This window comes from Microvenator marinus (assembly GCF_007993755.1).
Lineage (GTDB): Bacteria > Myxococcota_A > Bradymonadia > Bradymonadales > Bradymonadaceae > Allomicrovenator > Allomicrovenator marinus.
Genome location: NZ_CP042467.1, coordinates 2,179,204 through 2,205,562, shown reverse-complemented (window position 1 = coordinate 2,205,562; position 26,359 = coordinate 2,179,204). Strand labels below are relative to the sequence as shown.

At 55.6% G+C, this 26,359-nt stretch carries 21 protein-coding genes; 10 read left to right on the top strand and 11 right to left on the bottom strand.

The window, feature by feature from the left end; translation table 11 throughout:
• The first annotated feature begins 49 nt into the window (after positions 1 to 49).
• From FRD01_RS09220 to FRD01_RS09210, 3 genes are read left to right on the top strand one after another with little or no spacing between them, the layout of a single operon-like run.
• Positions 50 to 685 (top strand): hypothetical protein, encoded by a 636-nt coding sequence (locus FRD01_RS09220; protein ID WP_146959101.1) that lies wholly within the window; start codon positions 50 to 52, stop codon positions 683 to 685.
• The gene (locus FRD01_RS09215; RefSeq protein WP_146959100.1) at positions 682 to 1,311 is read left to right on the top strand and encodes a hypothetical protein; all 630 of its coding nucleotides are present in this window, start codon (positions 682 to 684) and stop codon (positions 1,309 to 1,311) included. Before FRD01_RS09220 ends, FRD01_RS09215 begins: the two co-directional genes overlap by 4 nt.
• Complete coding sequence (locus FRD01_RS09210) at positions 1,284 to 3,374, top strand: vWA domain-containing protein (RefSeq protein ID WP_146959099.1); 2,091 nt, start codon at positions 1,284 to 1,286, stop codon at positions 3,372 to 3,374. The genes FRD01_RS09215 and FRD01_RS09210 overlap by 28 nt, the downstream gene beginning before the upstream one ends.
• Positions 3,375 to 3,377: 3 nt before the next feature.
• On the opposite strand, the gene FRD01_RS09205 is transcribed toward FRD01_RS09210, so the two are convergent.
• On the bottom strand, positions 3,378 to 4,046 hold the full coding sequence (locus FRD01_RS09205; RefSeq protein WP_146959098.1) for an SOS response-associated peptidase: 669 nt from the start codon (positions 4,044 to 4,046) through the stop codon (positions 3,378 to 3,380).
• A gap of 62 nt (positions 4,047 to 4,108) precedes the next feature.
• Here FRD01_RS09205 and FRD01_RS09200 point away from each other — a divergent pair, with 62 nt between their 5' ends.
• Positions 4,109 to 5,785: a hypothetical protein gene (locus FRD01_RS09200; protein WP_146959097.1), complete on the top strand. Its 1,677-nt coding sequence runs from the start codon at positions 4,109 to 4,111 to the stop codon at positions 5,783 to 5,785.
• Here FRD01_RS09200 and FRD01_RS09195 read toward each other — a convergent pair.
• Positions 5,782 to 6,684, bottom strand: a complete 903-nt coding sequence (locus FRD01_RS09195; protein ID WP_146959096.1) for a hypothetical protein — start codon at positions 6,682 to 6,684, stop codon at positions 5,782 to 5,784. The genes FRD01_RS09200 and FRD01_RS09195 overlap by 4 nt on opposite strands.
• A 198-nt stretch (positions 6,685 to 6,882) precedes the next feature.
• On the opposite strand from FRD01_RS09195, the gene FRD01_RS09190 reads away from it, so the two are divergent.
• Together FRD01_RS09190 and FRD01_RS09185 are read left to right on the top strand one after the other, a co-directional pair.
• On the top strand, positions 6,883 to 8,586 hold the full coding sequence (locus FRD01_RS09190) for an OmpA family protein (RefSeq protein ID WP_146959095.1): 1,704 nt from the start codon (positions 6,883 to 6,885) through the stop codon (positions 8,584 to 8,586).
• A gap of 116 nt (positions 8,587 to 8,702) precedes the next feature.
• On the top strand, positions 8,703 to 9,032 hold the full coding sequence (locus tag FRD01_RS09185) for a HesB/IscA family protein (protein ID WP_146959094.1): 330 nt from the start codon (positions 8,703 to 8,705) through the stop codon (positions 9,030 to 9,032).
• A 55-nt stretch (positions 9,033 to 9,087) separates the two neighbouring features.
• Here the strand turns inward: FRD01_RS09185 and FRD01_RS09180 are convergent, their stop codons facing one another.
• The 4 genes from FRD01_RS09180 to acnA all read right to left on the bottom strand — a co-directional run bounded on the left by FRD01_RS09180 (position 9,088) and on the right by acnA (position 14,027).
• Complete coding sequence (locus FRD01_RS09180) at positions 9,088 to 9,702, bottom strand: hypothetical protein (RefSeq protein WP_146959093.1); 615 nt, start codon at positions 9,700 to 9,702, stop codon at positions 9,088 to 9,090.
• 4 nt (positions 9,703 to 9,706) lie between these two features.
• Positions 9,707 to 10,456: a hypothetical protein gene (locus FRD01_RS09175; RefSeq protein ID WP_146959092.1), complete on the bottom strand. Its 750-nt coding sequence runs from the start codon at positions 10,454 to 10,456 to the stop codon at positions 9,707 to 9,709.
• Positions 10,457 to 10,528: 72 nt separating this feature from the next.
• A complete protein-coding gene (locus FRD01_RS09170; RefSeq protein ID WP_146959091.1) occupies positions 10,529 to 11,218 on the bottom strand; it encodes a Bax inhibitor-1/YccA family protein in 690 nt (229 codons plus the stop codon).
• An 85-nt stretch (positions 11,219 to 11,303) separates the two neighbouring features.
• Positions 11,304 to 14,027: an aconitate hydratase AcnA gene (acnA, locus tag FRD01_RS09165; RefSeq protein ID WP_146959090.1), complete on the bottom strand. Its 2,724-nt coding sequence runs from the start codon at positions 14,025 to 14,027 to the stop codon at positions 11,304 to 11,306.
• Positions 14,028 to 14,116: 89 nt separating this feature from the next.
• Here acnA and FRD01_RS09160 point away from each other — a divergent pair, with 89 nt between their 5' ends.
• On the top strand, positions 14,117 to 14,842 hold the full coding sequence (locus FRD01_RS09160) for a multiheme c-type cytochrome (RefSeq protein WP_146959089.1): 726 nt from the start codon (positions 14,117 to 14,119) through the stop codon (positions 14,840 to 14,842).
• Here the strand turns inward: FRD01_RS09160 and FRD01_RS09155 are convergent.
• Positions 14,820 to 15,713, bottom strand: a complete 894-nt coding sequence (locus FRD01_RS09155) for a LysR family transcriptional regulator (RefSeq protein ID WP_249756135.1) — start codon at positions 15,711 to 15,713, stop codon at positions 14,820 to 14,822. The two genes, FRD01_RS09160 and FRD01_RS09155, sit on opposite strands and share 23 nt — an antisense overlap.
• Before the next feature lie 100 nt (positions 15,714 to 15,813).
• On the opposite strand from FRD01_RS09155, the gene FRD01_RS09150 reads away from it, so the two are divergent.
• Genes FRD01_RS09150 through FRD01_RS09140 form a run of 3 tightly spaced genes read left to right on the top strand, consistent with a single transcriptional unit; the run spans position 15,814 to position 21,211 of the window.
• A complete protein-coding gene (locus tag FRD01_RS09150; RefSeq protein WP_249756134.1) occupies positions 15,814 to 19,179 on the top strand; it encodes a DUF7107 domain-containing protein in 3,366 nt (1,121 codons plus the stop codon).
• Positions 19,180 to 19,195: 16 nt separating this feature from the next.
• A complete protein-coding gene (locus tag FRD01_RS09145) occupies positions 19,196 to 20,008 on the top strand; it encodes an AAA family ATPase (RefSeq protein ID WP_146959086.1) in 813 nt (270 codons plus the stop codon).
• The gene (locus tag FRD01_RS09140; RefSeq protein ID WP_146959085.1) at positions 20,009 to 21,211 is read left to right on the top strand and encodes a vWA domain-containing protein; all 1,203 of its coding nucleotides are present in this window, start codon (positions 20,009 to 20,011) and stop codon (positions 21,209 to 21,211) included.
• A 7-nt stretch (positions 21,212 to 21,218) separates the two neighbouring features.
• Here FRD01_RS09140 and FRD01_RS09135 read toward each other — a convergent pair whose 3' ends face one another.
• The 4 genes from FRD01_RS09135 to FRD01_RS09120 all read right to left on the bottom strand — a co-directional run bounded on the left by FRD01_RS09135 (position 21,219) and on the right by FRD01_RS09120 (position 26,347).
• Positions 21,219 to 22,637: a hypothetical protein gene (locus FRD01_RS09135; RefSeq protein ID WP_146959084.1), complete on the bottom strand. Its 1,419-nt coding sequence runs from the start codon at positions 22,635 to 22,637 to the stop codon at positions 21,219 to 21,221.
• A gap of 55 nt (positions 22,638 to 22,692) precedes the next feature.
• Positions 22,693 to 23,958 (bottom strand): NAD(P)/FAD-dependent oxidoreductase, encoded by a 1,266-nt coding sequence (locus tag FRD01_RS09130; RefSeq protein ID WP_146959083.1) that lies wholly within the window; start codon positions 23,956 to 23,958, stop codon positions 22,693 to 22,695.
• 63 nt (positions 23,959 to 24,021) lie between these two features.
• The gene (locus tag FRD01_RS09125; RefSeq protein WP_146959082.1) at positions 24,022 to 25,347 is read right to left on the bottom strand and encodes a di-heme oxidoreductase family protein; all 1,326 of its coding nucleotides are present in this window, start codon (positions 25,345 to 25,347) and stop codon (positions 24,022 to 24,024) included.
• Positions 25,283 to 26,347: an imelysin family protein gene (locus FRD01_RS09120; RefSeq protein ID WP_146959081.1), complete on the bottom strand. Its 1,065-nt coding sequence runs from the start codon at positions 26,345 to 26,347 to the stop codon at positions 25,283 to 25,285. The genes FRD01_RS09125 and FRD01_RS09120 overlap by 65 nt, the downstream gene beginning before the upstream one ends.
• Positions 26,348 to 26,359: the final 12 nt, after the last annotated feature.

The window sequence follows — 26,359 nt, the reverse complement described above, 5'->3', positions numbered from 1 at the left end:
AGAGGCAGAAGTATGTTAGCAATGCTTCGAACTATTCTGGAGTAGCGGCATGAAGCGCTTTTTCTTATTTGCCATTGTTGGAGTCCTGGCCGCATGTACAGCGGGGGAGCAAGTCAAACAAGGCGATGTCAATGAGTTCTGCCAACTAGGCGATTCCGATTGTCGGCCGGGCTTGGTCTGCGAAGAAGGTGTCTGCCAGCTCGCGGGTGAACAGCCCTCCAACGATTGCGACGCCGTGTGCGCTCGGCTTGATGAGTGCGGGGCAGCCGAATCTTCGTGTGTGGTGGATTGCCGTGCGACCACCCGAGACTGGAGTATCGAGGCAAAAGAACTCTTCGGCGAGTGCGCAGCGAATATCACGTGCGAGGAGGCTCAGACTTCGTTTGTGCCACAGCTTTGCTACGAACGAATTCCGCTCGACCCAGACCGAAGGACTCAATGCGACTTCTTGGTCGGTGGGGCGCGTGAATGCACTGATTCCGCTGATTTTGAAGCTCTTCAGACCGCGTGTTATCGCCTCGCACGTACCGGAGACGAGGCAGCATGGTCTAGACTCGAGCGTTGCGAGAGTGCCCTTCAAGTAGGCATCTGCTCAGGGATAGCAACATGCTTCAATGAGGAACTTTCGTTGGATCCTGAGATCGACCTTGGGAACGCAACCTTGAACAGTGAGGACCCGGCGTGATGCGTCTTCTCTTCGTCGTTTTATTCGTCGCCTCGGCACTAGCCCTAACGGGTTGTAAGGCTGACCAAGAGGTTAAGCAGGGAAGCGCGCTAGAAGTCTGCAACGGTCGCGATAGCGATTGCCGGCCGGGCCATACCTGCTTCGCGGGGGTATGCCGTGAATCTGCCATTGCAGACTTTGATTGCCCCTCCATGTGTGAACGAATTCGCAGGTGCGGTGCTCAAGATGATGGCTGCGTTGGCGACTGTGAGCTGACCCTCGCGGGCGTCTGTGATGAGGCTTTTCCTTGCCCCTGGAGCGACGAAGCGGTCATTGGATTTGGGCAGTGTGTGATCCAAGACCTTACCTGTGAAGATATCCTCTCCGGCGATGCCCCAACGCTTTGCTACCAGTCTTTGGATCTCCCTCAAGAGCGGGCCCAGCGTTGCGACGCAATCATCGAATCTATGGACTCGTGCGAAGTGGATTCAGAAACCCGTGCTGAGGTTTTTCAGGGGTGTTATCAGCTTGCTCGAACCACTACTGAAGAGAGTTTTGAGCGTATCTTGCCTTGTGAAGAGGCTGCTAGTTTGGAAGGCGAGTGTGAGGTCTTATTAGAATGCGTGGCGTCCATCTTCGAAATCTAGGCGTCATCGGCTTCATTTCTGCGCTCCTCCTTTGTCTATGGGGTAACGCGGCCTTTGCTCAAGAGAAGGGACTCGCCTTAGAGGTGGTCTTGGACTCAAGCGGAAGCATGGTCGACAACGACCCGAAACGCCTCTCGATCTTCGCGGGCATGATTTTCTTAGACGTGCTCTCTGACCACACCACGGTGGGGATCGAGACGATGCGCCGCGGACGCTACACTCTCTCCGATTATCAAGCTGCCGGTGCAGCGCGATCCAAAGCGAGGAAGGCCCTCTCGGAATTGCGATTCGATGGCGGAACGGATTGTGCCGGCCCCCTCGGGCTCGCAGCGAAGAAACTCACCACAGACCCAAACACCAAGGCGCTGCTCTTTCTCTCGGACGGCATGTGTCCGATACGCCCTGAGCAAGTCGAGGCGCTCGACAAGGCCGTTTCAGACCTAAAAGCCGCTGGCATTCAGGTCTTCTCGGTTGGGCTTTTCGACGATGCGGCCACCGCCAACGAGGACCCAGAGCGCGACCTGAAGCTATTGGCTTCGGCCACCAACGGCGAATATTTCCGGGCCAAGGAGGCAGCTGACCTCCCGGGAGTCTTTGCCACGATTCTCGCGCGGTTGGTCGGAAGTGAAGCCACTCCTCTGACGGTCTCCGAGAGCAAAATCAAAGCTGACGTGGATTCCTACGTGCTCGACGCCTCGCTGATCCTCACGTCCGATAAACCCATCCGAGTCACGAGGGCCGTGGGGCCCGACGCAAAAAGCCTCGCGTTGCCTCTTGGGCGCGCCCCGTTTGAGACCAAGGAAGACCAGTACTATCTCTCCACCCAATCCGTAGGAAGCGCCCATTATACCGTGATTCGGCTCCAGAACCCGACGGCCGGCGAATGGGAGTTTCTGGTTGATTCAGCAGGCCAGGTCAACGGGTTGCTCATTCAGAACTACGGTCTGAACCCGAGGCTTTATGCGGCTTCTACGGGCGCTGAGACGCTTGAGGTCAAGGACACTGGGGTCCCGAAATTTGGGGCGCAAGAGATTGAGGTCGGGATGGTCCTTCTGGACCCGGACGGGGCGCAGATTCAAGACCAGGAATTCTTGAAACGTGTGGTGGCCACCCTTGAGGCCACAGGGCCGGACGGGAAGTCGATGGCGCTAAGTCCTCAGCTCGGCGCCGATGGTCGTCTTAAGGCCATGAACGCGTTTCCCGCCGAGGGCGTCTGGACCTTAAACGGCCGTGCACGCATGAAATCAGGCCTCAATAAAGGGGCAGAATCACGCTCGTTTGAAATCACTCGTGTGGAGCTCAAGGTCGCGAACGCAGACGCGATCGATTTTGGAGAGGTCAAGGCGGGCGAGCTTTCTGGGGAGCATGAGATCGACCTGGAAGGCTCCACCATCTTGAGCTCCTCTGACTTGGAGATTTTGACAGGCGAATCAGGCCTTAGTTTAGAGCCTTCACGAGCCCAGATTGCGCCCGGAAATCTAAAGTTCAAGATTCGACTAAAGACATCTGAAGCCCACGAAGGGGGCGAAGTTCAATCTACGTTGAGTATCGGCCTGCTCGGTGCTGAGTCTGGCCCTGCGAAGGTGGAAATTCCTTATTCGGTACGGATTGTGCCGCTCACGTTCTGGGAGCGTTGGGGAGACCTCATCATTCAGATTTTGGCTGCCACATTGGCCATCCTATTTTTGATCTTCTTGATTCACGGGTTCCTTTCGCCACACGATTTCCCGCCAGACGCCCGCATAAACTGGGGCAATTCGCTCGATAGGCTCGACAAAAATCGCAGTGTGATCCGAGAGATCGCCGGCGCACGTCGGGGCTTCAGGCGAAACGCCCAGCTTAGGATTGGTGGGCCCAAATCGTTCCTCGCTTCGGGTGCTGAAGCCGCAGTCATCGAAGCCGTGGGCGAGAATCAAATGGTGATCAGAGCGTCCGAAGGGGCCGAACTCAAGAAGGTCAACAAGTTTGACCCAAAGAAGGAGACCGTGGTCGAAGGCGGAACCACTGGCCTTCACGCCGGGGAAATCTACAAGGTCGGTGAGCTCTTCTTCCGTGTTCAATAACATTTAGCCGAAAAGCGAGCCTTGAATGGGGTCGATCTTCTGGATGAGCTCTGATGAGTCCTGGCTGAGATCGTTGACCTTTGTCGCAACTTCGTGGCGTTCTAATGGCACCGATTTCTGAAGGTAGCTTTGGATCTCAGGCGTCCCTATCGGGTGGTCGTCGAGCCATGGTTCAAAGTCCTCCGGGCTCAGAAAAACAGGCATTCTGTCGTGCACTTCAGCCATGAAGTCATCTGCTGGCCGCGTGAGCATCGAGCAGGATTCAACGACCTGGTCGCCGTCTGTCCAAGACTCCCAAATAGCTGCAGCACTCAGGAGTTCTTCTCCAAAGATGTACCATGCGCGCCGAGACTTCTCGGTCCATTCGAAAAACCCACTCATTGGTAAGATGCCGCGTCGCCTTTGGATTGCTGCCTTAAACGCAGGCTTCTCTAAAACCGTCTCGCCGCGCGCGTTGAAACATTTTGAGCCAATACTCAGGTCATCGGCCCATTCGGGCACGAGGCCCCAACGAGCAACGCCACCCGTCAGCCCGGTTTCTGGTGTCTTTCGAACCAGAAGAACATCTTGTGTTGGAGCGATATTGAACCGCGGAGCGGGCGGATCCATGCTCAATCCGTAGGTGGAACTCAACTGATCCTGTGTCGTTGCGAGCGTGAAACGGCCACACATAATTGCACCTTTTTACTAATCTTCATCCTCACGTATACTATCAAGAGCTTTTGGAGCACCAGATGAGGAACCAGGATTCAGAAATAGCATACGCTGGCCGTGGGGTGGCGATTGTCTTCTTGATCCTCCTGTGGTTCGCGTCTGGCTGTGACCTTCCAGGCATCACCACGGAACCTTTGCCGGATCCGCTGCCCCCGCCGACTCCTCAAGTATGTGAGCCCAATTCCAAAGTTTGTACCAGCTCGCAGACGGTCCTTCTCTGCGACCCGTTAGGCAGTGATTTTGATGTGCGTGTTTGTCAGGACCAGTCTTCATGCGTCGACGGAACCTGCACACCGATTGAGAATACGTGTGATCAGGGCCAGCCGTTTTCGATTTCTTCGGGAGAGTTGAGCTTTGTAGTGCAGGCTGATTACAAGACGCAGCGTCTTCCGTTGACCATCGTGAATTGTGGCACACAGGTCTTGGTCGTGGAGCAAGTCAAAGTGCGTGGGCCTTTAAAGCCCGATGGAGAGCCGGTCTTTGCACTTCAAAGCGCTGTACAGCGTCTGAGGATGGCGCCCGGAGACTCGGCAACGCTCATCGTGGAGTATCGTCCGGCACCGGGCCTAAGCCAGGTTCAGGGGAGCGTGGAGCTTGGACTGATCACCTCGAGTTTTTCAACGTATTCCATTCCCATTACCACCCAGAATTCGTGCGTTTCTCTTACGCCTCGGCTCGAGATGGGCTTCGTTGAACCTGGAGATACTCAGTCGATTTGGCTTCAAAATTGTGGGACTCGAAAACTAACGTGGCTCGATTTCACGAGCGACTTAGAGATCTCCTCCGAGCTTGAGTTGCCGGTCGAGGTGAGACCTGGCGAACATGTGGAGCTCTTGGTCCAAGCTCCCTCGGCCGTGGGCGAGTTTAGTGGGCATGCCACCTTGTATTTGGACGAGGGAGAGAAGATTGACTCGCAGATTTCTGGGCGGGTCATCGGGCCGTGTGTGAATGAAGACGTGGCACAGACGGTGTTCGCAGATCCGGAATGGCAAGAGTTGTCAGAAGTTGCCGAGCTCGAGGTATCACCCGGTGCGCTCGCCCGCATAGAAAGTCAATCGCAGGATACCCCGGCGGAACTCTGGCTTGACCAGTCGCCAGCTGCGGGGCGCGTCGTGACCGCGAATTTTGGCAACGAAATGATCGTGCGCGCGGACTGGATTGGCCGATACCGCGTCGCGCAACGCAGTGTTTCGGAAAGTGGCGTCTCGTGTGATGCAACGGAGCTGAGCTTCGTGGCGCTACCCACTGACCGTTTTTACGTGGAGCTTTCGTGGGAGAATATCGGAGATTTGATTCCGGAAGATGGTGGCATCGGCCGAGGTGTGAATCTGGATCTTCACGTGTCGAAGGCTCAGAACGGCGAGTCGACCCGTTGGGGTTCAGTTAATGATTGTCATATCCTGCAGCCTAAATGCGATGGCGCGGAAGTACGTTCCACAAGCTGGAGTGGCGATCGACCAGAAGTTGTGGTCTCGAACTCTGGCGCAGATGTGTGGGAGATTGGAATTCACGCCTCTAATCTCTTCGCCTTTCCTGGCGCCGGCGCCATCGTCAAGGTCTATTCAAACGGCGTAGAGATCGAGCGCATGACTCGCCTGATCAATGCTGTGGACGAGTTTTGGGTAGTCGGTCGATGGGACGCCCAGTCCGAAGACTGGACGCCCATCAACGCAGTTTTTGACGGGATTCCTCGCTAAGCCACCATTGAGGCGCACGAGTCGGCTTTGAGCCATTCGAGGCAGGAGCGCTGAGCGTCCTCGGTCAAAATCCCTATCCTCAGACCTTCAAACACACCCGGAGCCACCGCGAACCGCTCGTGCGGAACGAGGCAGGCTGCCCCAGAGGGAACCAGTACAGCACGAAGGAAGTCGCTCGACGAAAACTCATAACAACCTGAGCGTGAGACCTCGTCAACGAACACCGGCAGTGCGCCGTGCACGTTGGAGATTCTCTCCGCATGAGTGAGGCGACTGCTATGCATCGACGCGGCGATCACCTGGGCGAGTGCGTCCACCGGATAGCTCTTCTTTGGGTCAAGCTCTTGGAGCACGCCGAAGATTGCCGCGATAGCGCCAAAGATCATTTCTTCGACGATAGCCAGCTGGTTTGGTGGAAATATCCGGGAGTCCTTGAGCTCCATGTGCCCACCGAAATGCCGCGCTCTGACCTCGTGTGCCACCCTCAGGCCCCACATGGGATGCAGGCCCAGGCCCACCAGAAGTCCGGCCATGGTTTGTGGCGGCGCAAGCCAGCGCGTAAAGCCCTCGAGGAGCTTCTTCTGAACATCCGCGGCAGTGTTTTCCTTTTCGACGGTGTGACGATTGAACACGCATAAGATCCCCTCGTTCTTGACGGCAAAAAATCCGCCTGCCGCGGCAAGCGTGACGAAATTTCCCCAACCTCCTTCAGGTGCGTAACCTGTGGCTTCCTCGAGCTCGCGAGCCGCTGCGGGCGCCAGTCGCCACGGGCTCGCCATTTCCAGTGGAGGGCGATATTCGCAAAAGTCGATCAACTCCAAGAGAGTTTCTCGCGGGCATTGTGGACCCTCCTGGTGCAAAGGGTTTCCGTGTTCGACCAGCTCTAGATATGATTTCATGCCATATTCCATGACGTTCTCCTCAATTTCGTTATTCGAGTTTCAAGAGAGCGCAACGCACGCTCTAAACATATTTTCGGACGTTTTTCGCAAGTGTTGCGAAAATTCCTCAAAGTTTTTCGTGTAGAAATCGGAAATCTGGCCTAACATGGGGTCTGTTAAGCTTGGAAAGTCGCACTCCGCGTGGGGAATCTTAAAATGAAAAAAATCTTTTTGGTGTCCTTGTTAATGACCTTGCCGACGCTCGCGAGCGCGCAAGATTTGAACGTTCAGAACTTCTCACCGATCGTCGGGCCTCATGGACTTTACTCTCTGGAGTACGGTCGCACGCTCAAGCACCTCGATCCTGCTTTCGGTGTGGTGCTCAATTATTCGAGCCGTCCATTGGCTGAGGCATTTCCCGACGGAACCCGGAATTCGATCGTCGATCAGCAGATGGCGCTGCACCTCGGGGCCGGAATCGGCTTGACCGAGTGGATTCAGGTGGACCTCTCCATGCCGCTCTATCTGGTTAATGACGTGACCTTTCAGGCCGAAGATCGCGGCGGATTTGCCGCAGGTGACCTTTCATTGAGGCCGAAGTTTTCGTTTTTCAACGATGAAGACTCGATGATCGGGCTAGGTGCGATGATCGATTTGACCTTTCCGACAGGCTCAGGCGATGCCTTTGTTGGGTCCGGTGGATTTACCGCAACCCCAAAACTTTTGTTCGACGTCCGACTCGGCATGGTCACTCTTGCGGCGAATGCCGGTGTGCTTGTGCAAGGCTCGCGTCGAGTTCAGGATTTTGAGGCCTCGCAACAGGTCGTCTTTGGCACAGGTGCTGAACTTGCGTTCCTCGAAGGCATGGTTCAACTCGGCGCCGAAGTTACTGGAAAGAGTGATTTCAGCTCGATCTTTGGGCGCGAAGAAACACCGCTCGAAGGCCTCCTCGGCGCGAAGATCAATATCGACCCAGGATTCACGATCATGACCGCCGGTGGCGCCGGTCTAACCCCCGGCGTCGGAACACCAGAGTTCCGTGCGCTCCTTGGCGTCTCATGGTCGCCTCGTGATGGCGACTTCGACAAAGACGGCATTCCGAACTCAAAAGACGAGTGTCCTCGCGACCCCGAAGATTTGGACGGCTTTGAAGACGAAGATGGTTGTCCTGACCTCGATAACGATGGCGATGGCATCGCTGATGCTGACGACCAATGCCCGAACGAGCCCGAAGATATGGACGAGTTTGAGGATGAAAACGGCTGTCCTGACCCTGACAATGATGGCGACGCCATTTTGGATGCTGATGATAACTGTCCAAACGAGCCAGGACGTCAAGAAGACGGCGGCTGCCCAAATCCGGACGTGGATGGTGACGGCATCCCGAACGAATCGGATAAGTGTCCCGATGATGCTGAAGACATGGATGGATTCCAAGACGAAGACGGCTGCCCGGAGCCAGACAACGATAACGACGGCATCTTTGATGCTGAGGACCAGTGTCCCAACGAGCCTGGCTTGAAAGAAGACAACGGTTGTCCTCCGAAGGAAACCAAGGCGGTTCGTGAAGGCGAAGCCATCAAGATCATGGATCGTGTCTACTTCGAGACCGGCAAGGCTGAGATCAAGCCAGAGTCCTTCAATTTGCTCGATCAGGTTGCCCTCATTCTGAGAAGCAACCCGGACATCAAGAAGGTGGAGATCGCTGGTCACACCGACGATGTGGGAGCTGACGAGAAGAACATGGTGCTATCCCAAGAGCGTGCTGACTCCGTTCGTCTCTACTTGATGGAGCGTGAAATCGCCGGTGACCGTCTTGTGGCCAAAGGCTACGGCGAGACCAAGCCGTTGACGCCTAATCGCAACAACGCTGCACGTTCTATGAATCGCCGCGTCGAGTTCAACATTCTCGAGCAGTAGCGACGTCGTACCCGCGGACTCTCTCCGCGGGTACATCATCCATTGTACAATTTTGGGGAATTCGGGTATCTCTTTGAGCGTTACGTTTAGGCCAAATGGCCCATGGAGAGGTACCTATGATTTTGATTACAGAAAACGCAGCCAAACACGCCCTAAGAATTATGACCGAGAATGAGATCGACACCGCAAGTGCGGGTGTCAAAGTCGGCGTGAAAGCCGGTGGATGTTCAGGTCTGAACTACGTGCTCGATATCGTTGAAACCCCGGCAGATAACGACCGCGTGTTCGTCCAGAATGGCGTACGAGTATTCGTGGACCCCAAGAGCTATCTCTATCTTTCCGGAACCGAAGTGGACTACGAGTCGACCATGACCGGTGGCGGGTTCAAGTTTCAAAACCCCAATGCCAAAAGAAGTTGCGGGTGCGGAACGAGCTTCGCGGTCTAAGAAGCTTAGTTACAAGCTGCCGCCCCATCGATAAACCACTTCACACCGTTGATTCTCAGCTCGTTCCCAACTTGATTGAGCTCCACGCTCCACGTGTCGCCCGATTGAGGTTGAGCGGCGCGTCCCAGGGACCGGAGCCTGTTTTTCCCACGTTTGACTTTGCGGCTTTCGGTTTGGCGAGCTTTGCGCTGGCTATGACGGCGTTTGCGGCCTTCTTTGTAACATCCATACCTGCGGGCGCAGCTAGCGCGAGAACGAGCAGAGAAACGCCGCCAGGGCCGATGATGGCCGTTCCCTCACCAGAGTACTCGGTGCCCGTCACCGTATATGTGTTGGTAACCTTGTTCTTCTTGGTCTTGGGAGTGGCACTCGGGATGAGCACCATGCCTTCATCCAAGGGAATCTGGCCGGCCATCGTTTGGGTGATTTCAGCTTGAGAGGACTGATTCACGCTGAGGAAGATGAAACCTTCAACCCCAGGGGCAGCCATGACGAAGATCTCTTGTCCGGGCGGGATCCCGCCACTCCATCCTTTCGGAAGGTCAAAGCTGAGGCCGAGTTGCGCCAACTCGAACTTCTGCGGGCCGGTATACTCTTGACCCGGTACAGGCTCGGTTGCCCAAGCATTGAATGAAATCAATGAGAATAAGACAAAAACAAATGCTTTCATGTGTCTACCACTGTCCTCCCGCGGCAATGCCAGCAAAGAGGTAGTTTTGGAAGCCGAACTCGAGCTTGAGCACACCGTGTTTCGAGATATTGAATCGTGCTCCAAGTGTCAGGTTCAAGACGGGCAAAACTGGAGGAATATTCTCTTTTTCTGCGGGGTCAAAATAGGCTTCCAAGTCGGGTTCCCCGTTCTCCCCCACACATCCTGGGGGATTGTAAGTACCTGCCGACCGGCACGGTGTGCCCGGACGCGGATTGTATTTGTTGACCTCGCCGATGACCAAAGCTGGGCCGATACCCCCGCCAATATAGGGCGAGAACCACTCATTGACGTCCCAGAACCAGTACGAAGAGAGAACAAGGCTTAGGAGTCCAATATCCACGGTGGTCCAGTCGGCATCGTCTGGTGGGTCGTCAGACGCCAGCCAGAATTGCCCGGGCATGCTCAAGTCCGCGTAATCGATGGCCAGGCCAATCTCGAAATCCTGATTTCGGCGCCACGAAAACTCCACGCCGTAGGCGAAATTCGTGGTGCCGTCCTGCCAGTTGTTGGCGTGCTCATCAAACGCCAGCCCGAGTAGAAAGGGCGGCACCATGACCGCACGGAATCGAGCGGTAGCCATGAACGAGTCGCGATCGAGCTCTGAGTCAAATCGCGCCAAATCATCCTTGTCCACGTATTGAGCGTGGGCATCAGGTGAATACGAAACCCCAATCAATGCCAGAAGAATTGCAAAACCAGATATCTTGGACACACGCACTCCAACAAAAGTCTCAGTGCGCGTAGTTTCGCAGGATGCCGAGATAAGGCAAGTGTTTAGTGGTGCTTAGTCGCGCGACATGAAGATGCGCAAAATGTACCAGAAGAGCAATGCCACCGCCGAGAAGAGAGCTAGCGACGCAGCCACGTGCTGGTTGGTGTTGTAGTGATGCAACACGTTGGATGTGTAGTAAAGGACGTAGCCAGCGGCCAGCCCAGCCATGGCCACTGAGAAGAGTAGGCCTAGCTCAAATCCAAAGAGAGAGGCCGCAACGATGAGACCGATTGCGAGGAATCCCGCGATCATGAGGCCTGACCTCAAGAAGGAGAAGTCTTTCTTGGTCGCAAAGACGCTCACGGTAAGGCCCGCAAAAACCAGCAACGTTGTGACGGCGGCAGATGGAATCACGCTTGGGTCTGAGTACGCCGATGCGATGTAGAGAATCGGCACAAAGATGATCGCCTCAGCCACCACGTAGAGAATCAGCCCCATGTACTGAAGGCCAGGGCTTGTGTCTTTATGTGCCCACCAATCCGCGAGCCAACCCACGCCCATGAAGAGTCCGAGGACGAGGAGCCAGCTCACGCTAAGCATCGTCTGTGCGATGACTTCGGCGAGGCCCGTCGCAAAAAGTGCGACTTCGATACCCACGAAAGCCAGAATGGCGAACAAAAGGTGGGCGTAAGTTTTTCGTATGAATGCGACCCGCTCGTCTGTTGATGCGGTCGATACTGAGTTCCAAACTTGAGCTTCCATGGTCTCCTCCAAAAAGAAACGGCGCAGTGTAAATATCTGCGCCGTATAATTCTATTCCCGAATAATTTAGGTCAAGTACAATCGCCTACGCTTGGCCTGCCATTCGTCTCAAGACGTAGTGCAAGATGCCGCCGTGACGGTAGTAATCGACCTCAACAGGGGTATCGATGCGGCACTGCGCCACGAACTCGGTGACTTTTCCATCCGGCGACGTGGCTTTGACCTTGATGTCTTGCAACGGCTCGACGTCGTCGGTGATCTGGATATCGAAGGTCTCGTGACCCGTCAGTCCGAGGGACTCGGTTGTGTCTGAGCCCTTGTACTGCAACGGCAGGACACCCATTCCGATGAGGTTTGAGCGGTGGATTCGCTCGTAGCTCTTCGCGATCACTGCTTTGACACCGAGCAAGAAGGTGCCTTTTGCCGCCCAGTCACGCGACGATCCCATGCCGTAGTCCACTCCGGCGAGCACGACCAACGGGATCTTATTCTTCTGATACTTCACGGCAGCGTCGTATACGAAGCAGACTTCGCCGGTCTTTGGGTCGACGTCGGAGTCGTAGGTGAGCCATGAGAACGGCCCTGCGGGCGTCTCGTTCGGTCCGAGATACGTGGTGTAACCGCCCTCGGTTCCAGGGGCGATTTGGTTTCGGATACGGATGTTCCCGAAGGTTCCGCGCGTCATCACGCGGTCGTTTCCGCGTCTGGACCCAAACGAGTTGAACATCCGTCGCTCGACGCCATGCTTCTCAAGATACTTGGCAGCTGGGCTCTCTTTGGGGATGGAGCCGGCTGGGCTGATATGGTCCGTGGTGACCGAATCACCGAGCTTGAGGAGAACGCGTGCGCCTTCGACTGGCTGAATGGCAGGCGCAGTCTTAGGCATGTTGATGAAGAACGGTGGCTCTTGCACATAGGTCGACTCAGGCGGCCATCCATACACAGCCGATTCCGCAGCTGGGATTTCCTTCCACTCCGCTGGACCTTCGAACACATGAGCGTAGCGCGTCTCAAACTGCTCGCGTGTCACCGCAGTGCCCATTTCCTGCGCGATCTCCGCGTTGGTTGGCCACACGTCTTTGAGGAAGACGTCCTTTCCGTCTTTGTCTTTGCCGATTGGGTCGCGATAGATATCGATATTGACCGACCCAGCAAGGGCATAGGCCACTACGAGCGGTGGTGACGCGAGGTAATTCACCTGTGTGTGCGGGCTCACGCGGCCTTCGAAGTTACGGTTTCCGGAGAGAACGCTAGCAGCTACCAACTCGCCGTCTTCGATGGACTTCGCGATCTCAGCTGGGAGTGGTCCGGAGTTTCCGATGCATGTGGTGCAGCCGTAGCCGACCGTGTAGAAGCCGATAGCCTCCAGGTGCTCCGTAAGGCCCGATTTATCCAGGTAGTCGGTGACCACGCGCGAACCAGGTGCCAGAGAAGTCTTGACCCATGGCTTGGCTTTGAGGCCCAGAGCGTTTGCTTTTTTGGCCACGAGACCCGCGCCGATCATGACGGCGGGGTTCGACGTGTTGGTACACGACGTGATCGCCGCGATGACTACATCACCGTCGGTGAGGTCAAACTCAGCACCAGCATACTTCGTTGGGACCGACTTTCCGTCTTTGCGCGAGAACGTCTTCTCGAGATGCAGTTGGAATTCACCCTTCATATCGGAGAGCAAAATGCGGTCCTGCGGGCGCTTGGGGCCAGCCAGGGAAGGCTGGACTTCGCCGAGGTCGAGCTCGATGCTCGAGCTGTACTCAATCTCGTAGTCGTCGTTTCTCCAGAGACCGTTGAGCTTGGTATAAGCTTCGACCTTCTCGAGCAACGCCTCGTCGCGACCTGTCAAACGCATATACTCGATGGTCTTCTCGTCTACGGGGAAGAAGCCCATGGTGGCGCCGTATTCAGGTGCCATGTTCGCGATGGTCGCACGGTCTGAAAGCGTCAATGCGCTCAGACCAGGGCCGTAGAATTCCACGAACTTGCTCACCACACCGTGCTTACGAAGCATCTGCGTGACCAAGAGGACAAGGTCGGTAGCCGTGGCACCTTCTCGAAGCTTACCGGTCAGCTTGAAGCCAACAACTTCGGGAATCAGCATGTAGCTTGGCTGACCGAGCATTGCTGCCTCGGCTTCGATACCGCCAACACCCCATCCCAAAACGCCCAAGCCGTTGATCATGGTGGTGTGTGAGTCGGTCCCGACCAATGAGTCTGGGTAGAGGACACCGTCTTTCTCAAGCACGACCGATGCCAGATACTCGAGGTTTACCTGGTGAACGATACCGGTCTCAGGTGGGACCACGCTGAAGTTATCGAAGCTTTTCTGGCCCCATTTCAGGAACTCATAGCGCTCTCGGTTGCGCTCGAATTCAAACTCCTTATTGATCTGGATGGCGCCCGGGGTTCCAAACGCATCGACCTGAACGGAGTGGTCGATCACCAGGTCTACGCGGGTCAATGGGTTGACCTTCTGGACATCACCTCCGAGGCGGTCCATCGCGCTTCTAAGCGCCGCCAAGTCAACCACAGCAGGAACACCGGTGAAATCCTGAAGGACCACGCGGCCGGGCATGAACGGGATCTCCTGCTCGCCAACATCCTTTGCGTTGTAACCGGCGAGGGCCTTGACGTGCTCGTCAAAGACCACCTTGTTGTCCAGGTTTCTGAGGCACGCCTCAAGCAAGACCTTAATTGAGTAGGGCAGGGAGTTGATATTTCCGAATTGCCCAAGTGAGTTAAGGTCATAAGCGCCGAATTCGCCGCTCGATGTCTTGATTGTTGTTTTTGCGTTGTCTTTGAGGTTGGTCATATGCTTGCTCCGTTGGTTATTGTACCGATAGTGAGTGTAATCACGGCTTTCGATAATGAAAATTGATTAAAGCTATTGGTGGTATAAAAATGATTGATGTCTGTGGTGCTCGTGTCTTGTTTCTCTTTCTTAGTTTCCTGGTTGTTTGTGGGTGCAAAAAAGAGGAGGCCCATGCCCCTAAGCCTCTGAGAGCCGCGCAAGTTCAAGACAAGGAAGTCCTTGTTGATACAGACGATCCGGTTCAGTGCGCGCCGTGTCATGGCGCCGTTTTTAAGGAATGGAGTCAATCGGTCCACAGCCGATCGCACCACTCGAAGAATGCCGTCTATCAAACGAAGCTCGCGGAAATCTCGCAAGAGAACCCAAAAGCGATCACCGAGTGTTCGACGTGTCATGCGCCTCGGGCGCCCGACGAGCCCGACTCATACATCGCGACGCAGGGAGTCTCGTGTGCGGCTTGCCATAATGTGGAAGCGGTGCACCTTGAGTCAGGCAAGGTTGGCTCCGAGGCCATCAAATGGGCTGAACCCGGAAAGTTCAGGAGTGGGCGTGACGTGATTCCTAATGCGTCACCGGTTCACAACACAGGCGATGCGCTCCCCGAAATCAAAGACGGAAAGACTCTCTGTCTCGCCTGTCACTCAGAGTTGGGAAGTCCGCACCAGGTGCCACATTGCAAGGCTTCAAAGGAATCTCCTCAGACGGCGTGCAGTACGTGTCATGTGCCGGAGGTCGACGGACCGCACGGTACGGTTTCAACGCGAAAAACCCATAAATCTCATGCGTTTTCGGTCAAGCCGTCAGTACCTGAATAAACGCAGCCGCCGCTGGATTTAGGCTTCTGTCCACGCGCCAGACTATCGCGAGCTCTCGCTTGATAGCGTCTCGTTTGGCGCGGATTCCCTTGGTGGTCTCACTCAATGCAAATCTCGATACAAACCCGGCGCCAATCCCCTGAGCCACCATTTGCTTGATGGTCTCAATGGACCGCAATTCCATGACGATTTCGGGCCGGGTGCCCTCTGCCTGAAGCCGGGTGTCGATGAGCATTCGCACGGCCGAGCCGGCTTCAAAGAGTACCAAGGGCAGGTTGTTCAGATCCTTCCATTCATAGGTCTCGCGCCCCTCGAACGAGTGTCCGGGCGGCACCACCAAGACGAGCTCGTCCTCGACCCAACGCGCCATGGTCAGTGGCTCTGGTGGCCGCTCTCCGCTCCCGAGTGTGACGATTCCAAGGTCCAATTCCCCGGAAATCACCGCGTCGATAACCCCGCTACTCGCCTGTTCTCTGACGAAGAGCTGCAAACCAGGGTGCGCCTCGTGAAACTGCGCCAAGACGGGGGGAAGTAGATAGGTTGTGGCTGTAGCACCACCCCCGACGGCTAGATTTCCAGCCTCCAAACCCCGAAGTTCTCGCAGCGCCCGTTCACCGTCTTTGAGGCGCCCGAGAGCTTCTTCCGCAAAGGGCTTGAAGACCTCTCCCGCGTGCGTGAGCGTCATGCCACGAGGTGTGCGGTCAAAAAGTGGGCCTCCCAGTTCTTCTTCGAGCTTGGAAAGTTGCGCACTTAGAGCAGGTTGCGTCAGGTGCAGGACGCTCGCTGCCCGTGTCATTTGGCCTTCGCGCGCAATCACCAAAAATGTTTGAAGCTGAGAGAGTTCCATGCCCGAACTTTGGCGTAGATACACGAATGCATCAAGTCGAGCGAAGTTCTCGAAGTCTGCAAAGACTTATGCTAGCGTGGAGAGGTATGGCTCGACTCCCGAATTAGGCGCGGCGGAGGCACCTTTGAAGTCCTTGAAATTTAGTTGGTTATCACTCGTTTTGTTTGCGCTCGCTACAACCTTGAGTTGTGGCAAGTTGGCGCTCGTCGATAGATGTTCTTCAGACGCAGAATGCGGCGAGGGCTCGCAATGCGTATCGAACTTCTGCTCGGTTCCGGACCTTTGTTTTGACGAGACGGACTGCGACCCTGGGCAGACTTGCGAAGACGGGATCTGCACCGACGGGGAAGTCCCCGAGGTCTGTGAATCCAACTCCGACTGCAACGTGGGCGAAGTTTGCCAGGACGGTGAGTGCGTGGAGCGTCCGGAATGTGAGGATGATGCTGAATGTCCGCCAAACACGAGCTGCATCGAGGGAGTCTGTACGCCAGAGTGTGAAGAAGACCTGGATTGCCCGGAGAATGAGGCGTGTATTGACGGTGTTTGCTTCAACAACTGCGAGTGTTCCGAGGACTCTGAGTGTCCGAGCGGAACGTGTGATGGGTGTGAGTGCGTTGAAGCGGTGTGTGAGGAGAATGCCGATTGCCCGGGGACCGCACTATGTGTGGACGGTCAATGTGTTCCGGTTCAGTGTACCGAGGACGCAGACTGTCTCGACCCTCGCCTGATCTGCGTTGAGAACGTCTGCCAGCCCGATGTGGAATGCCGCGAGGACATCGATTGCCCAGCCGGATTTAGCTGCATTGCAAACGCCTGTATCCCTCAGAACCAATGCATGTCCGACGACCAGTGCCCCGAAGGTTTCGCGTGCGAAAACGGTCAGTGCTTCCCAGTTCCAACCGAATGCGCAGACGGCAGACCTTGCCCAGAAGGTTTCATCTGCACAGACGCAGGTGTGTGTGAGTTTGCGGGCGAGTGTGTGGTGGACGCCGAGTGTGGCCCACGCGGCCGTTGTGTAGACTTTGAATGCGAAATTCTGGAGTGTATCCAAGACACGGATTGTGGCCCGGGTGGTCGCTGTGACGACAACCAATGTGTGTTCGAAGGTTGCGAAACCGACCAGGATTGCGGCCCATTTGAGCAGTGCGTGAACAACGCTTGTATCCCCGCCCCAATGTGCATGACCGACAATCAATGCCCGGCCGACCAATTCTGCTTGAACGGAATGTGTACACCTCGCATGCCCGACTGCTTCTCAGACATCGACTGCCCGCCAAACTCCTCGTGCGTTCAGGGAATCTGCGTGGACAATCCTGAGTGTCAGGTAAACTCCGATTGTTTGCCTGGAGAGCGTTGCGCCAACGGCGCGTGTGTTCCCGATGGCGGATGTCAGGTGGACCTCGATTGTGGGCCTGCTGAAATCTGCCTCAACGGCGCTTGTTATTTCGTGGGTGATTGCCGCTCAGACTCTGAGTGTGCGCCAAACGAAACCTGTGTTCAATTCCGTTGCGAGGCGAACTTCCAATGTCAGGACGACTTGTGCCCCGAGGGTTGGAGCTGCGTGAACGACCGCTGCGAGCCGCCTTCGCAATGCCTGAGCGATATCAATTGCCCACCATCACAACGATGCGTCAACGGCATCTGCACCACCCCGCCACCACAATGCCAGGTTAATGGTGATTGCTCGGGTGGCGAGGTCTGTGTGGACGGTCAGTGCGTCTTCACTGGCAATTGCGTCAACGACGCGGATTGTGGCGCCGGAGAGGTCTGCGTCAACAACTTCTGTGCGCCTCAGAATGGTTGTAGCCGTGACTCGGATTGTCCGGCAAACCAAGAGTGTGAGCCGATTTCGAGGCAATGCCAGCCCGCAGTAGAGTGCGCGGACTCCTCAGATTGCCAGCCAGGGTTCACGTGCCTGAATGACCGCTGTGTGGACTTCAGACAATGCACAGTGGACTCGGATTGTCCGGTGGGTGCGGTTTGTAACGGCTTCTTCTGCCAACCCGCACCCGAGTGTTCTTTGGACCAAGACTGTGGCCCAGGCGAGCGGTGTGACCTCAATAACTGCGTTCCAACCGCATGCATGACCTCGGCAGAGTGTCCGCCCGCATGGATGTGCGCTGCCGGACGCTGCACGCCACCACTTGTCTGTCAGAGCAACTCGGACTGCCCACTTCCAGGCATGGTCTGCCAGAACAATACTTGCATGGTTCCAAACGGTTGCCAGAGCAATGCAGATTGTGGAGGCTTCCTCCAGTGTATTGCAGGGGCGTGTGTGCCACTGCCACCAGGTAATTGTTCCACCGACGTCGATTGTCCAAACGACCAGATTTGTGAGTTCGGATTCTGTTTGCCGTTTACCCCCGAGTGCCGCGTGAACTCGGATTGTGGACAGGGTGAGCGCTGCCTTAACTACCAGTGTCAGTTCGTCGGTGAATGCTCCACGGACTCTGATTGCGACCCTGGCGAGTCTTGCATCAACGACGTCTGTTTCCCGGCGCCACCACAGTGTATGAGCGATTTAGACTGCCCAGACGGAAGACCTTGCATTAACGGTCAGTGTCAACCCGACCCGAATCAATGTCAGGTAGATGCCGACTGTCCAAATGGCGCGTGCGTCAACGGTCAATGTGTCCAGCTTGGGTGTCAATCTGATGCTGATTGCGCAGCAAATGAATCTTGCGTCAATGGCGTGTGTGAGCCCGCTGGCCCGCAACAGTGCACGTCCGTCGCCGATTGCGACCCCGGTGAGGAATGCCTCTTCGGCCTTTGTCAAACAGCTCCGCAATGTCGCCAAGATGCCGACTGCAACATGGGCGAAGAATGCGATATCTTCTCGGGAACCTGCATTGTACCCGTGTCGTGCTCCTCAACATTCGATTGTCCGAACGGCTTCTCGTGTATCGGAGACCAGTGTCAGCGAGTAACCGGCTGTCAGTCGGATGCAAACTGCCCGCCTACCACCGAGTGCCGAAACAATGTTTGTCTCGTGGCTGCTGAATGTACTCAAGACGCCGAATGTCCGGCGGACCAACGTTGTGATTTCGGCTACTGCCAGCCCTTTGTGTGTCAGAGTGATGCGGAGTGCCGAAACGGATTTGATTGCCAGGCTGGCCGCTGTATTCCGGGCCCGTATTGCCAGAACGACTCCGAATGCCCGGCACCGAGCACCTGTGTGAACGCTCGCTGCCTCAACGCCGGTGGTTGTACGAGCGATGCCAGCTGCCCTCCCGGTCAATCGTGTTATGCAGGAGCATGCTTCAGCATCCCTGCACCGGTTTGCAGCCGTGACACGGATTGTCCGGCCGGCGAAGAGTGCAATTTCGGATTCTGCGAGAATCCTCAGCCTTCGTCGTGCGTCTTAAATGCTGACTGCCGAGTGGGTGAGCTCTGTATCGCAGGGACATGCCAACGCGGCGTTGAGTGTTTGGATTCGGCGGATTGCCCGTTTCCGCAAGAGTGCCAGAACCAGTCTTGCGTCGATCCTTGAGTTTTACGGATTTCTAATGAGCTTCAATCTATTCGATGGGACCGAGTCCTACATCGCAAGCCCTGAGCTTCGCGATGCCGTCAACGTGTCTGTGGCCCTAAAGCGTCCGCTCCTGATTCGTGGTGAGCCGGGCACTGGAAAGACCCTTTTGGCTAGAGCCGTAGCCGATGCCCTGAAAATGCCGCTCTTGAAGTGGCATATCAAATCAACCACAAAAGCTCAGGAAGGCCTCTACGTCTACGACACCGTGCAACGCCTGAACGACAGTCGTTTTGGTGACGGAGATGTCAGCGATATCGGGCGCTACATTAAGTTGGGGCCGCTCGGCGAAGCGTTCGCGAGCCCGGAGCGTGTGGTCCTCCTGATTGACGAGGTCGACAAGGCAGACCTTGAGTTCCCGAACGATTTGCTTCGCGAAATAGACGAGATGAGCTTTTACGTGCGTGAGACCAATGAGACGATCGAGGCCAAACACCGGCCCGTGGTTATCATCACCTCAAACGCCGAGAAAGAGCTGCCTGACGCTTTCTTAAGGCGCTGTGTGTTCCATTATATCGAGTTCCCGTCACAGGAGCTGATGCGCCAAATCGTCGACGTGCACTTCCCCAAGATCGAAGACGAACTCTTGGCCCAGGTGCTCCTCAAGTTCTATTGGTTGCGAGAACAGCCGGACGTCCGAAAGAAGCCGTCTACCAGTGAGTTGGTAGATTGGCTCTCTGCCCTGCAACGCGCGGGCTTGAGCCAAGACATGGTGCGAAACTCCTTCCCTTTCTTGGGCGTCCTCCTCAAGAAAGAGGCTGACCTGAAGGCGATTCAGAAGCGGGTCTGAGTGTTTGTCGAGTTCTTCTATCATCTGCGCGAACGGGGGATTCCGGTCTCGCTTCAAGAGTTCTTGACCTTACTTGAGGCCCTTGAGGGCGGGCTCGCCGAAGACTCCCTAAGTCATTTCTACGGGGTTGCGCGGAGTATTCTGGTCAAGAAGCCCGAGCTCTATGACCGATGGGACCTCGCATTCGCCGAGTTCTTCGAAGATGCCACGGTGGATTGGGCTGCTCTCGATGCGGATATCCATCAGGAACTTCTCGACTGGCTTGAGGACCCGATTGCGTTTCGTGGCTTGACCGAAGAAGAACGGGCGCTCTTGGAGCATTTGGATTTAGATGAGCTTCGGAGAAGATTTGAAGAGCGTCTCAAAGAGCAAGACGAGCGTCACGACGGCGGCAATAGGTGGGTAGGTACGGGCGGAACAAGTCCGTTTGGTCATTCGGGCTACAATCCGGCAGGGATTCGTGTGGGCGTCAAAGGTGGCAATCGCTCAGCTGTTCAGGTGGCCACCGAGCGACGCTTTAAGAACCTTCGAAACGACCTTGTTCTAGACGTGCGGCAGTTCGGTACGGCGCTAAAGCGCCTGCGTATTCTGACAAAAGACGGGCGCGAAGAAGAGCTGGATCTGGACGAAACTATCGACGAAACAGCGCGAAACTTTGGCGAAATCGAGCTCGTTTTCACCGTACCTAGAAAGAATGAGGTCAAACTCCTGCTTCTCATGGATGTGGGCGGTTCAATGACACCTTATTCGCAGCTCACGTCGTTGTTGTTTTCAGCCGCGCATCAGGCGTCTCATTTTAAGCATTTCGAGAGCTACTATTTTCATAATTGCCCCTACGGCACGCTTTATACCGATATCGCACGTCGTGAAGCGATCAAGACCTCCGAAGTCCTCAAGAAGGTAGACAGCACCTGGCGCTGCATCATCGTTGGCGATGCCGCGATGGCGCCTTACGAGCTCATGGATTCGAATGGGGCAATTGACTACTACTTCTCGCGCCAAGGCGGGGACTTGGACCCTGGCATCATCTGGCTCAAGCGAATTGCGGAAAAAATTCCGAGGACTGTTTGGTTAAACCCCGACGAGCCCCGCTATTGGGCTAGCTATTATACGGTCAGGGTGATTGCGAATATCTTCAAGATGTTCCCGCTGACTTTGGAGGGTTTGGATGACGCCGTTATTGAGCTGAGGCGTAGAGTTTGAGCTGAATCTAGTGAGTCTGGATAGACTTCATACGTGAGTCGATGGCTGCCGGCGACATCTTGTTTCCCGTCTTTTTCTCGACTTCTTCCGCCGCCCTCTCTAGCTCGGACGAGCTTAAAGGCGCGTTGAGTTCGTCTTCGGAGATTTCACGTCCCTCAGCCTTTGCCGCCGATTTCCGTGCTTGGACAATCTGCGCTGCGACTTGAAAGAGTTCCTCGTCGATTCTAAAGAGCCCGCCAGCGGGTGAGTACTCAGCCCCACAAGCCGCTGAACCGCCCATCACAGACACGCCCTCGCGACTCTTGATTTTGTAGGTTCCGGCGCCCGGGTGATAGCCTTGGGCATGCCCCGCGTTCAGATTGCCGGACCAGAGAACCTTGTCATCCATAGAGAGAATCTGGACCGGATTTTGGTCAAAATACGAGAAGACCCAGAGTTGTTCGCTAGTGGTGGTGATGAAATTGGTTTCGATTCCGGTTCCTTCATGGCCACCGGAAAAGTGATGTTGTGCGTATCCTTGGAAATTGTAGGGTGCCACGAGCGCCGAGATTTCATCGTCAGACTCGATATGAACATACACGCCGCTCAACCTCAGATTCTTGACCCCTTGCGAGGCGAGTTTGCCTTCCCAGATCTTCTCGCCGGTATCGATATTCTTCACACGTACTTTGGTGTCTCGGCCGTAGTTAATCAGGTTGAGGTCGTTGTGGCCTTCCGTGGTCAAGCCGACATAGGTTCTGAAAATCTTGCCAGATACACGTCCGTCCATCGAAGGAACGTGAAACCCCTGGTCGTAGTAGACTTGAACGGAGACCGCGCCAGTCGACTGAATATCGAGCATATGGCTGTTCAGGGCCCCAAGGTCCGTGTTGTTGAGCACCAATCTCTCGCCCGCTTTAACCTTGGCGCGTTTGATCTCTTTGTCGGCGGAAAGGTTACTGATAGTGACTTCGGTGTCTTGCCAGGCCCAGACAATCAGTTGGTTGTCCGCTCCGAAGACGCTCGATGGCAACTCGGTGAGGAAGCGTTTCGCGGTGAAGCTTCCGTTGATATCTCGGACGTAATAGCCGACCGCGGTGCATGAAGACGGTGTGCCAACTAGGATGGACGCCTTTTTGTCGGCCAAGAAGGCGAAGACACCTTGGCCCGTTGGAACGTTATGCGATTGTCCTTCACCGACCCTTCCCTCCCAAATGGTGCGGTTTTCAGCGAGAGACACGATCCTTACGTCCGTGTCCTTTTCGTAGCCGTGAACGATGGCTTCTCCCGCGGTGTAGAAGTAGGTGGTGTAGAGCAGTTTGTTTTGAGCGAGATCGGTGAGCTTGGTCTCGTTCGGTGGTTCTACGGAGGCGAGCTGCACCGAAGGATCGGCAAATGCGCTATGCGAGAAGAGAAGGGCGAGTGCGAGGCAGATTGGGCGTTTCACGATAACTCCTTGAAGTTGTTGATACGTGGTGAAACGTGGCCCCCTCGAGATGGATCTAAGTTTTTACGGCTGATTTTGAATCGGATTGCACAATGATCCTGGCGCTCCTCTGGAACGTCACGTACGCCCACGCCCATTCGAAGAGCACCGCCATGCGATTCCTGAAGTCCACCAGGAAGATGAGGTGGATGAAGAGCCAGGCCATCCAGGCGAGCCAACCACTGAGCTTCAAGGGGCCGGAGAGCGCCACGGCCCGCGAGCGTCCGATTGTCGCCATCATGCCTTTATCTAAATACTGAAAAGCTTCGGGCTCTTTGCCTTCAAGGCGCCGAACGATTTGCTCGGCGACGTGCGCGCCTGCTTGAGTCGCAGCCGGCGCTAGTGCCGGAACTTCTTCGCCGTCTTTGCTCGTCGCTTTGGCCAGATCTCCGATAACAAAGATCTCCGGGGCCTCCTCCAAACTGAAGTCCGGCCTCACCGGGACTCGTCCCGAGCGGTCCAACTCTACACCGAGCTTCTTCGCGAGCGGCGCTCCTCCAACTCCAGCGGCCCAGACCACGGTCTTTGCCTTGATGAGATGTCCATCGGAAGTCGTCACGCTCGTGGCGTCAATGTCTTTGACCATGGTGTTTAGAACCACCTCAACGCCTAGGTCTTCGAGCTGTTTCTGCGCCGACTTTGAGAGTTCGGCAGGGAAGGCGCCGAGGACACGGTCCGAGCCTTCGATGAGTACGACTCGAGCCGACTTGGGATCGAAATTCCGAAAGTTCGAGCGCATGGTACGCGTGGCGATTTCCTTGAGTGCTCCGGCCATCTCAACGCCGGTTGGTCCTCCGCCGATTACCACAAACGTCAGATACTCGGTCCGTTCGTTCTCGTCGGTCACGAGCTCGGCGTTTTCATAGGCTTTGAGCACTCTTTCTCGAATTTCGAACGCGTCTGAGAGCTCTTTGAGGCCCGGTGCGAACTTCCGCCATTCGTCATGCCCAAAGTACGAGTTGGCCGCGCCTGCTGCGACGATCAGCGTGTCATAGGCGATCGAGCCCTTTGAGTGCTTGACGCATTTGGTCTCGCGGTCGATGTCCTCAACGTCAGCCAGCAATACGGTGGCGTTCTTCTGTTTGCGCAAGACCTTTCGGATTGGGGCGGCGATATCGGGTGCACTCAACGCAGCTGTTGCAACCTGATAAAGCAATGGCTGGAAGAGGTGATGATTCTGTTTGTCTATGATCGTCACTTTCACCGGAGCACTCTTCAAGCTCTTAGCAGCGCTCAAGCCCGCAAACCCCGCTCCAATGATGACCACGTGATGTTCCGCCATGAAATCCTCCTCTAAGCTCTCATCGCATTAGAGAGACGGAGGGAGCAAGGGATTCTTTTTGAGTCAGAGTGCTGAAACGAAGCTCAGGAGAAGCTCTCGTTCTTCGGCGTCCATGGTCTTGAAGCGATCCCGCGAAGTCTCGGCTTCCCCGCCATGCCATAGAATGGCCTCTTCTATGGTGCGTGCTCGTCCGTCGTGCAGAAAAGCCGTGTCTGGAACCACGGTCTGCGTCAAGCCAATCCCCCAGAGAGGGGTGGTGCGCCATTCGTAGCCGTCTGCTAGTCCGTCGGCGCGGTAGTCGGCCAGCCCCTCTCCCATGTCATGGAGCAGCATGTCGGTAAAAGGAGCGAATTCTTGAAAGGCTAGGAACTCTCTATCAGAGGCCCCGGTCGTCATTGAGGTCAAGTGACATGCATTGCACTGCGCCTCACGGAAAAGTTCGAAACCCGCCTCAGGATAGTCGCGACGTGCTGGTACGGCCAAGGACTCAGCGTAAAACGCCGCTGCAAGAAGTGTCTCCTCGCTGATTTCGACATTTCCCAATTCATCTGGGAAGCCTGGAGCTCCCACTCCCATATCATTGCGGTACGCCTCAGCACTCTGTTGCACGAGATTCGGTTGGTTTGCTTTCCAGCCAAATCTCCCCAGCGAAAGTTGCCCTGACGCGAGGTCTTGGACTTGGTTCACTCGTCCAGAAATACCATCTCCGTCTCGGTCATCCGGGTCTTCGTTGCGCCGGATCTCTTCTTCACTAAGTGCTTCCAAGAGACCAAGACCGAATACCGGTGGAGGTTGACGAAGCGAGACGACGATGTCTCTGACCTCCACTCCATCTTTGAGTATTCGAACTTCAGGCCTCCTTAGCGAATATTGTGTCCCATCAGGGTAAGAGCCGGGAACCTCTACCCACGTTACGTCTACCTGAGCCTCGGCCTCAGTGCCGAGGATTGCGAAATCCTGCACCTGTGAACCCAGTCCTGGAACTGGCTGACCGTCGAGGGTAGACACACGAGCCAGCAAATGAGACCGAAGCGAAGGGTGCCCGGCGACCGGAACTCCGCGCCCGTTACGGAGGTGGCAGCCGTTGCAGCTGGTGTTGTTGTACGTGGGCCCAAGCCCCGGATTGATGACTGAAGGGGCACTCACAAACTTCTCTTCGAAAGCACGGTCGCCTTTTCGGTGCAAAAGGTCTTCGTCTTCACTCAGACCCGGCGCGGGCATCATGAATGCGTACGAGGTGGGCTCCCAAATTGTCGTGTCACCACCGGCAGGAGGAAGCTCTATTCGAAAGTCCTCCCCTGAGCAGGCGGTGATACCTACGAGACTAGTTACCAGAAATGAGCGGATTGATATCGCTTTCAAAACTGACACGAACGGTGTTGATGGCATCTACTGCCTCCTGGATTTTTGCACGACCATTGTCATTCAAGATGGCGTCTTTGAAGGGGGCGGGGATCGCATCAATCGCTGCAATTGCTGCGTCGAACTCCGCCAACACTCTGGTGTTTAGTTCGGCATCTTGCTCTTGAACCCAGTCAGCTAGTCCTACACCGGATTTTGAGCCCGTCGAAAAGTCGCCAAGATAGGCCTCTTTCGCACCAGCGATGTTGTTTCTGAAGTCAGCTAAAGAATTTGCGCTAAAAGGGCTTTCAACGAGGGTCACATCACGCTCGTCAAACGGGTCTGCGATCTTTCCATTTGCGACTTCGTCAAGAATCACCACGATTCCTGAGGCAATCTCCTGAGCAGCGGCGGCCCTCGATGGATATACCGTGTTGCCTTCTTCTCCTGCGCTTGTGAACACGGTCTTGTAGGCTGAATCGCCTTCGGTCCAACTGCCGAGCAATGCGGAGGTGTTGACTTTTAGGTCAGCCGTAGCGGCACTCAGGTATTGAGCTTCGCGTTCGGTAAACTCCGCATCGGCATCACCATTCTCACCGAATAGGAAGAATTCAATGGTGTGGAATCCCTTGCTCTCTGGTGAGAGTGAATCAAAGAAGGTCTGATTGAGCTCTTGGTTGCTTGCAAGCACGCCGTTGATATCCGTGAGGTTGACCGGCCACGAATCGAGTGCGGGGTCATATCCGTTAGAATCTACGGGGCCAAAGAGCGAAGATTCGCTCTGCTCCCACGGTGTGCGGGTTGCCCGCCAAGCGTCCTGGGCAGCGCTCAGATTGGTATCGGTTGGGTCAGCCACAAGTGCTTCGACGGCTGAAACAAGGGCTGCAGCATTGCTGTCGAGCATTTCGTACTTAGGAACGATGACGTTTTCCGCATATCCTTGAACGATGGTGGGATCGTCGAAGGAGTTGTCGACAACGCCTGAATCATCCTCCGAGCAAGAGATCGCGACCAAAGAAATTCCAAATCCTAATAGTAGATGTTTCACTGTGTTCTCCTT